General features: G+C 67.9%; 5 protein-coding genes. 2 read left to right on the top strand and 3 right to left on the bottom strand.

What is annotated here, in order from left to right:
* Positions 1-229 precede the first annotated feature (229 nt).
* Both U9977_RS13635 and U9977_RS13630 read left to right on the top strand, forming a co-directional pair.
* Complete coding sequence (locus tag U9977_RS13635) at positions 230-523, top strand: MTH1187 family thiamine-binding protein (RefSeq protein WP_322749621.1); 294 nt, start codon at positions 230-232, stop codon at positions 521-523.
* A 776-nt stretch (positions 524-1,299) separates the two neighbouring features.
* On the top strand, positions 1,300-2,295 hold the full coding sequence (locus U9977_RS13630; RefSeq protein ID WP_322749620.1) for a tetratricopeptide repeat protein: 996 nt from the start codon (positions 1,300-1,302) through the stop codon (positions 2,293-2,295).
* A 198-nt stretch (positions 2,296-2,493) separates the two neighbouring features.
* On the opposite strand, the gene glgB is transcribed toward U9977_RS13630, so the two are convergent.
* The 3 genes from glgB to treS all read right to left on the bottom strand — a co-directional run.
* Positions 2,494-4,845 carry a 1,4-alpha-glucan branching protein GlgB gene (gene glgB, locus U9977_RS13625; RefSeq protein ID WP_322749619.1) on the bottom strand — a complete coding sequence of 784 codons (2,352 nt, stop codon included), beginning with the start codon at positions 4,843-4,845 and terminating at the stop codon, positions 2,494-2,496.
* Positions 4,846-4,875: 30 nt separating this feature from the next.
* Entirely contained in the window at positions 4,876-6,231 is a 1,356-nt protein-coding gene (locus U9977_RS13620) for a maltokinase N-terminal cap-like domain-containing protein (RefSeq protein WP_322749618.1), read from the bottom strand.
* Positions 6,232-6,281: 50 nt separating this feature from the next.
* The coding region (treS, locus tag U9977_RS13615) for a maltose alpha-D-glucosyltransferase (protein WP_322749617.1) at positions 6,282-7,695 on the bottom strand (1,414 nt) is incomplete at its 5' end.

Raw genomic sequence — 7,695 nt, 5'->3', positions numbered from 1 at the left:
GGGCGTGCCGTCAGAGAGCGTTGTCCCGGGTTTGGTTGAAGGTCCGACTGTGTCGTCTGCGGACCTGGAATGTTGCGGAGGGTGGCATTCTCCCGGTGGGTCAACGTACGCGAGATCCTGAGTTCTTCGCCTGTGCCCGCGGGTGTCCGTGTGTGCCCGTGGGTGTCCGTGTGTGCCCGCGGGTGTCCCTGGGCGACAGACCGTCCGGGCGGCGTGGTAGGTGTGGAGCATGCTTGTGGCCTTCAGCGTGACACCGATCGGGACCGGCGAGGATGTCGGCGACCTGGTCGCCGAAGCCGTGCGGGTGGTACGCGCCAGCGGCCTGCCCAACGAGACGACGGCGATGTTCACCACGATCGAGGGGGAGTGGGGGGAGGTCATGGCCGTCGTACAGCGGGCGGTGGACGCGGTTGCCGCCCGATCCGGCCGGGTCAGCCTCGTGCTCAAGGCCGACATCCGCCCGGGGGTCACGGACGCGTTGCGGACGAAGGTCGCATCGATCGAACGGCGTCTGGAAGGCTAGGAGAGACCGGCAATAGGGGACGCGGCGTCGCGGGGCCGGGGCACGTACCTCGTCGCATCGCTCCCGTCCATCGCTTCGCGATCTACGCAGCCCAACCCCACTCCTTGATCCGCATTCCCTTCGGTGCGACGAGTGGAAGGAAGACGTCAGGAGGGGCCGGTTTTCGGGCGGAAAATGTATGTCAACCATCCACTCGTGCCGGGCCGACTACCCACTAAGTGGTCGGCGCCGGACGTTCGTCCAGGGTCTGCCGGCGCCAGGCGGCGCCTCGCGTCGCTGTCACAGCGGCTACACATCCGCGCGGCCACCCGCCGACCTCCACGCGCCGACCTGCACATCCGCCACCGCGGCGGGTGAAGGAGCCAGTTAGGCCACGGCGGAACGCCGCCAGCTCGACCCCGGGGTCAACGGGTAACGCGTGCTCGGGCACACTCATCCTCACGACCTTGGTTCGATCATGGGTGTCGTAACGCACGATCCTGCCAGGGCCGCCCTACGGGGTGAGGCACCCCCGCGACGGCACGCGAAGGCCCGGCCCGGTGAGGCAGGGCATGGCCCAGGGCCATCGTCAGATCGCACGTCCGGAGGCCGCAGTCCCCGGAGCGCTGGCGGAGCCCGGCCCCACCTCCTGGCTGAGGACTGCATTCCAGCTGATCCCTGCGTCCCAGCCGGGTCAAAATGGGGAGATGCACGCATCGTAGGCATCCGGTCCGCGTAGGCCGTGTCCGGTTTCGCTGTTCAGATGCAACGATGGAGCCATGCCACGGAGGTCAACCATGTCACCTGGGTCCCGTTCGCCACGATCGGTACCGCCCGGGTCGAGGAACGCAGCGGCCGGGGATCCACGGATTCCCAACGAGCTCGCCAGTCTCCGCTTTGCCGGCGCGGTCCCGCTCGACCCCAAACCCGCGCCGACGCGATCCCCGGCGAGTGCCGCGGGCGCCGACTCCGGCCCGGCGCGCAACGGGTCCGCGGGGCAACCCGTCGTTCTGGACGTCACCGAGGAGACGTTCGAGGCCGAGGTCCTGCAACGGTCCCTGCAGGTCCCGGTCGTGGTCGATTTCTGGGCAGCGTGGTGCGGCCCGTGCAAGCAGCTCAGCCCCATCCTTGAGCGCCTCGCCGAGGCCGACACCGGGCGCTGGGTGCTCGCGAAGATCGATGTGGACGCGAACCCACAGCTCGCCCAGGCAGCCGGCGTCCAGGGCATCCCCGCGGTCAAGGCGGTCGTCGGGGGTCAGATCATCGGCGAGTTCACCGGGGCGGTTCCCGAAGCCGAGGTCCGCAGCTGGCTCGACCAGCTGTTGGCACTTGTCGACGAGGCGGCCGCGGGCTTGGCGGGCGGGCCGGCTGACGCCGCGGCGGAGGAGGACCACAGCGCCGCCGAGGAGGCGCTCGCCAAGGGCGACCTCGACACCGCGGCGCAGGCCTACCGCCGCCGGCTGGCGCAGGCCCCTGATGACGTGGACGCCACGCTTGGGCTAGCCCGGGTCGAACTCTTCCAGCGGGTGGCCACGATCGACGTGGCCGCGTTGCGCAGCCGGCTGTCGGCCGATCCCGATGACGTCGAGGCGGCCATCATGCTGGCCGATGTCCTGGTCGCGAAGGGTGAGATCGAAACGGGCCTGACCCGGCTCGTCGGCGTGGTCCGGCGGACCGCAGGCGACGAGCGGGAACGTGTGCGGGCCCATCTGGTCAGTCTGTTCGAGGCGCTCGGTGATTCCGAGCCGGCGGTCGCACCCGCGCGTCGAGCGCTGTCAGCCGCCCTCTTCTAGAGGGCCAAAGGGTGCGCGACGATTGTCAGATCGCGCGCCCGGAGGCCGCAGGTTCTGGCACTGACCGGCTGGCACTGACCGGCTGTCGGTGGCTGGCATCCTGCCGGTTGTGTGGTTCGCTGCCGGCCTGGTGCGCTGCCGGCCACGTCCCGCCGCCCGACTCGTGATGCGGCGGGGCGTGGCCGGCCACCCTGGGGATCAGGGCCGGTCGTCGTGCTCGTAGGCCAGCCAGAGGGTTGCCAGCGCGGGCACGGTCAGCGTCACGGATGCGGGTTGGCCGTGGTGGGTGGTATCGACGGCGATCACCGCGCCCAGGTTCCCCAGACCGCTGCCCGCATAGTCGGTGGCGTCGGTGTTGAGAACCTCGCGCCAGCGGCCGCTGAACGGTAGGCCGAGTCGGTAGTCACGGTGCGCGACGCCCGCGAAGTTGGTGACGCAGGCCAGCACCGTACCGATCGGCCGGCGCTGGGATGTCGCGTCGCGGTCGGCCCACCGCAGGAAGGAGAACACGTTGTCCTCGGCGTCGTTGGCGTCGATCCAGGAGAAGCCGTCGGGAGAGGTGTCCTGTTCCCACAGGGCGGGCATGGCCCGGTAGGTCCGGTTCAGATCCCGCACCAGCGTGGACACTCCGCGGTGGGGTGGATCGTCGAGGTGCCACCAGTCCAGTGACCGGGCTTCGGACCACTCGGCGTCCTGGCCGAACTCGCCGCCCATGAACAGCACCTGCTTGCCCGGGTGCGCCCACATGTATCCGTAGAGTGCGCGCAGGTTGGCCAGTTGCTGCCAGCGGTCACCGGGCATCTTGCCGACCAGGGAACCCTTCCCGTGCACCACCTCGTCATGGCTGAGCGGAAGGATGAAGTTCTCCGAGTAGGCATACATCATGGAGAACGTGAGCTGATGGTGGTGATATGCGCGAAATACCGGCGCCCGCGAGAGATAGTCCAGCGTGTCGTGCATCCAACCCATGTTCCACTTGAAGCCGAAACCCAGGCCGCCGAGATGGGTCGGCCGGGTGACGCCGGGCCATGCCGTCGACTCCTCGGCAATCATGAGTACGCCCGGTACGCGCCGGTAGACCGTCGCGGTGGTCTCCTGCAGGAATGACACGGCTTCCAGGTTTTCCCGGCCACCGTGGATGTTGGGTACCCAGCCACCGTCGGGTCTGGAGTAGTCGAGGTAGAGCATGGACGCGACGGCGTCGACCCGCAGCCCGTCTATGTGGAACTCCTCGAACCAGTACACCGCGTTCGCGACCAGGAAGTTGCGTACCTCGGGCCGGCCGAAGTCGAAGACGTAGGTTCCCCAGTCGGGCTGTTCACCGCGCCGCGGATCGGGATGCTCATACAGCGGCGTGCCGTCGAATCGGCCCAGGGCCCAGATGTCGCGGGGAAAGTGCGCGGGTACCCAGTCGACGATGACGCCGATGCCGGCCTGGTGAAGCTGGTCGACGAGATGGCGAAAGTCATCGGGGTCACCGAACCGTGACGTAGGGGCGTAGTAGGCCGACACCTGGTAGCCCCAGGAGCCGCCGAAGGGATGTTCGGCGACCGGCATCAGCTCGACGTGGGTGAACCCCAGCTCACGCACGTGGTCCACAAGCTCGGTGGCGAGCTCCCGGTAGGACAGCCCCCGGCGCCAGGAGCCCAGATGCACCTCGTAGACCGACATCGGCGCGGCATGCCACGGGGTGTTGCCGCGGCGCTCGAGCCATTCCTGGTCACCCCAGGTGTATTCCGACTCGAAGACGACGCTCGCCGTGGCCGGCGGGATCTCGGTGTGCAGCGCGAGCGGATCGGCCTTCTGCCGCCAGACGCCGTCGAAACCGAGGATCTCGTACTTGTAACGGCAGCCGCTGCCGATGTCGGGTACGAACAGCTCCCACACGCCCGCGGCACCCAGCGAGCGCATCGGGTAGGCCCGGCCGTCCCAGAAGTCGAAGTCGCCCACCACCCGGACGCCGCGCGCGTTCGGCGCCCACACGGCGAAACCGACACCACTGATGTCGCCGGCCGTGCTCGGGTAGCGTCGCACCCGCGCGCCGAGCGCCCGCCAGAGCTGCTCGTGGCGGCCTTCACCGATGAGATGGCGGTCCATCTCCCCGAGGGTCGGCAGGAACCGGTAGGGATCGTCGACGACGTGCGTCGCGTCGCAGTACCTGACCTCGAGCCGGTAGTCCGGGACCGTACTGGTGGGCAGTGCCACAGCGAACACCCCGCCGCTGTGTAGCCGGGTGCATTCGTGGCGTTCACCACCGGTGAGGACGACGACTCCCACCGCGTCCGGTCGCAGCGCCCGCACGATCGTGTGATCACCGTGGGGATGGGCGCCGAGCACGCTGTGTGGATCGTGATGCGCGCCGCTCACGAGCCGTTCAAGATCGGCATCCTCAACGAGCAGGGACGCGGGTGGGCGCTTCTCCTGGTCGGCGCTCGCGCCATGCTCGGCTACCGCGACGCGCCGCGAGCCGGTGCCGGTGGAGTTGCTGTCAGAAAGATCGTGCGGATGATCCCGGCCGGGGCCGCCCACCGCGTCGTCAGATATGATCATGGACAACACGCCATCCTTAGTAAAAAACGATCATCCGCTCGTGGACGTCAGTCGTTCGACCGAACCGAGCGGGATCGGCAGCCACGACGGTCGGTGCCGCGCCTCGTAGACGACTTCGTACACGGCCTTGTCGAGCTCGAAAGCCCGCAGCAGAACCGTGTCCTCGCGTGGGTCATACCCGCCGACGCCGGCGTACCCGGCGCAGAAGGCGTCGCGGTTGCGCGTCGCCCATTCCTGCGCGCGGTAGCTCAGCGCCGACTCGCCCTCCCGTTCCAACAACATCGACTGGGCCGCGTAGTCGAACGACCGGAGCATGCCGGCGACGTCACGATGGATGGACTGTAGCGCCGTCCGGTCGGCAACCGGGCGCGCTGGTTCCCCCTCGAAGTCGAACAGCACCCACCCCGAGTCGACCCGTAGGACCTGACCAAGATGGTAGTCCCCGTGAATGCGTTGCAGCGTGACCGGATGCCGGCGATGGGCGAGTTCGTCGAACGACTCGCGCAGCCCCGCCTCGAAGGATCGCAGTTCCGGCACGGCCTCGATCGCGGCGTCCAGCCGGCGGTGCATCTGCACCGCTTCCGCTCGCAGGCTCCCGGCGTCACCGACCGCGGTGGGCAGCACGTCCGCGAGCAGGTCGTGCACCTGCGCGGTGGCGGCGCCGAGGCGCTCGGACTCGGCCGCGAAGTCCCCGCCGACCTCGTCGGCATGCAGGTCCACCTCGGCGTAGAGATCGCGGACGCTGGTGAGGGCGAGCCGCCAGCCCTCGGTGCCGCTGCGCATGAACTCCTGCATGAACGCGAAGGTGGTGGTGACTCCGTCGAGGATGCCGTCCAGCCAGGAGACCGGGCGGGCCACATGGACGCTGCCGGCATCGGCGAGCGCACGGGTGATCTCCAGATCCGGGTTGCCGCCGACCCACAGCCGCCGGAAGACCTTCAGGATATAGGCGTCGCCGTAGACGATCGAGGTGTTGGACTGCTCGGCCCCGACCGCGTGGGCGGGCAACGTTTCCAGCTCCTCCAGCGTGTGCGGCACCAGACCGTCGTGGGCCTTGTCGCCCTGAATGAACGCCAGCAGGGCGGCGCTGCCGTCCGGGTCGTGCAGGCCGTCGTACACCAGACCGTCCGCGGCCTTTCCGAGCAGGAAGCTCTCGTGCCCGTAGGGCGCGTCCGGCCGGGTGACCAGCGGCACCTGGTAGTGATCGATCGGTCCGCGATCGGTGTAGCGGACCTCCACGACCAGGTGCCGGAGACGGTCGGACAGGTGCACGTCCCCGATGATGCGCAGGCCGCCCCAGGGCCGTCCCTTGCCCGCGAACCAGCGTTGCCGCGGCAGCCAGGAGGTCAGGAGGTCGACCAGGTCAGAATCATCGCCCACCGTCATCGCCCTCCCGCGCGTCGTCACCCGATTTATCGATCGTAGGCATTGGTTCGTCAGGGGGTGAATTCCCCCGGTCGGGTGAGCGCGAACCAGTAATGTCCGTGACCGGGCAAGGTCAGTAGGTAGGGCAGTTCACCGATCGGCGGGAAGTGCACGCCGCCCAGCAACTCGACCGGAACCAGTCCGACGAACCGCCGTAGATCAAGTTCGACCGGCTGTGCGAAACGCGATAGGTTGGCCACGCACAGTACCCGGTCATCGCCGAATTCTCGCACAAAGGCGAAGACGGACGGATTGGACGCGGGCAGCTCCTCGTATGTGCCGAGGCCGAAGACGGGATGCCTCTTCCGCACCTCGATCATCCGGCGTGTCCAGGAGAGGAAGGACGTCGGCATCCGCTGCTCGGCCTCGACGTTGAGCGCCTGGTAGCCGTATACCGGGTCCATGATCGGCGGCAGGTACAGCCGGGCCGGATCGCCGGTCGAAAAGCCGGCATTGCGGTCCGGTGACCACTGCATCGGAGTTCGGACGCCGTCCCGGTCGCCCAGGTAGATGTTGTCGCCCATCCCGATCTCGTCGCCGTAGTAGATGACCGGCGAGCCGGGCAGCGACAGCAGCAGCGCGGTGAACAGCTCCATCTGGTCACGGCTGTTGTCCAGCAGCGGCGCCAGCCGGCGGCGTATCCCGATGTTCGCCTTCATACGCGGGTCCTTCGCGTACTCGGTGTACATGTAGTCGCGCTCCTCGTCGGTGACCATTTCCAGGGTCAGCTCATCGTGGTTGCGCAGGAATATTCCCCACTGGCAGTTCGGCGGAATCTCCGGGGTCTGCGCCAGGATCTCCGAGATGGGATAACGGGATTCCCGGCGGACCGCCATGAAGATACGCGGCATCAATGGGAAGTGGAATGCCATGTGACACTCGTCGTCGTTGCCGAAGTACTCGACCACGTCCGAGGGCCACTGGTTCGCCTCGGCAAGAAGGACCCGATCGGCGTACTTCGCGTCCACCTCCTTGCGGATCCGTCGCAGATACTCATGGGTATCGGGCAGGTTCTCGCCGTTGGTCCCCTCCCGCACATAGAGGTAGGGGACCGCGTCCAGGCGGAAGCCGTCGATCCCGAGGTCGAGCCAGAATCGCAGGACCTCGAGCATCGCCTCCTGGACGTCGGGGTTGTCGTAGTTGAGATCAGGCTGGTGGGCGAAGAAACGGTGCCAGTAGTACTGCCCACGCACCGGGTCCCACGTCCAGTTCGACTTCTCCGTGTCGACGAAGATTATCCGTGCGTCCGGGAACTTGTCGTCCGTGTCCGACCACACGTAGAAGTTGCCGAAGGGGCCCTCCGGGTCGGTGCGGGACGCCTGGAACCAGGGGTGCTGGTCGGACGTGTGGTTCATGACCAGGTCCGCGATGATCCGGATGCCGCGCCGGTGAGCCTCGTCCACCAGAGTGACGAAGTCCCCGCGG

The sequence above is a fragment of the Protofrankia sp. Cas8 genome, from assembly GCF_963555845.1.
In the GTDB taxonomy this organism is placed as follows: domain Bacteria; phylum Actinomycetota; class Actinomycetes; order Frankiales; family Frankiaceae; genus Protofrankia.
This window is presented reverse-complemented; position numbering and strand designations above follow the sequence as displayed.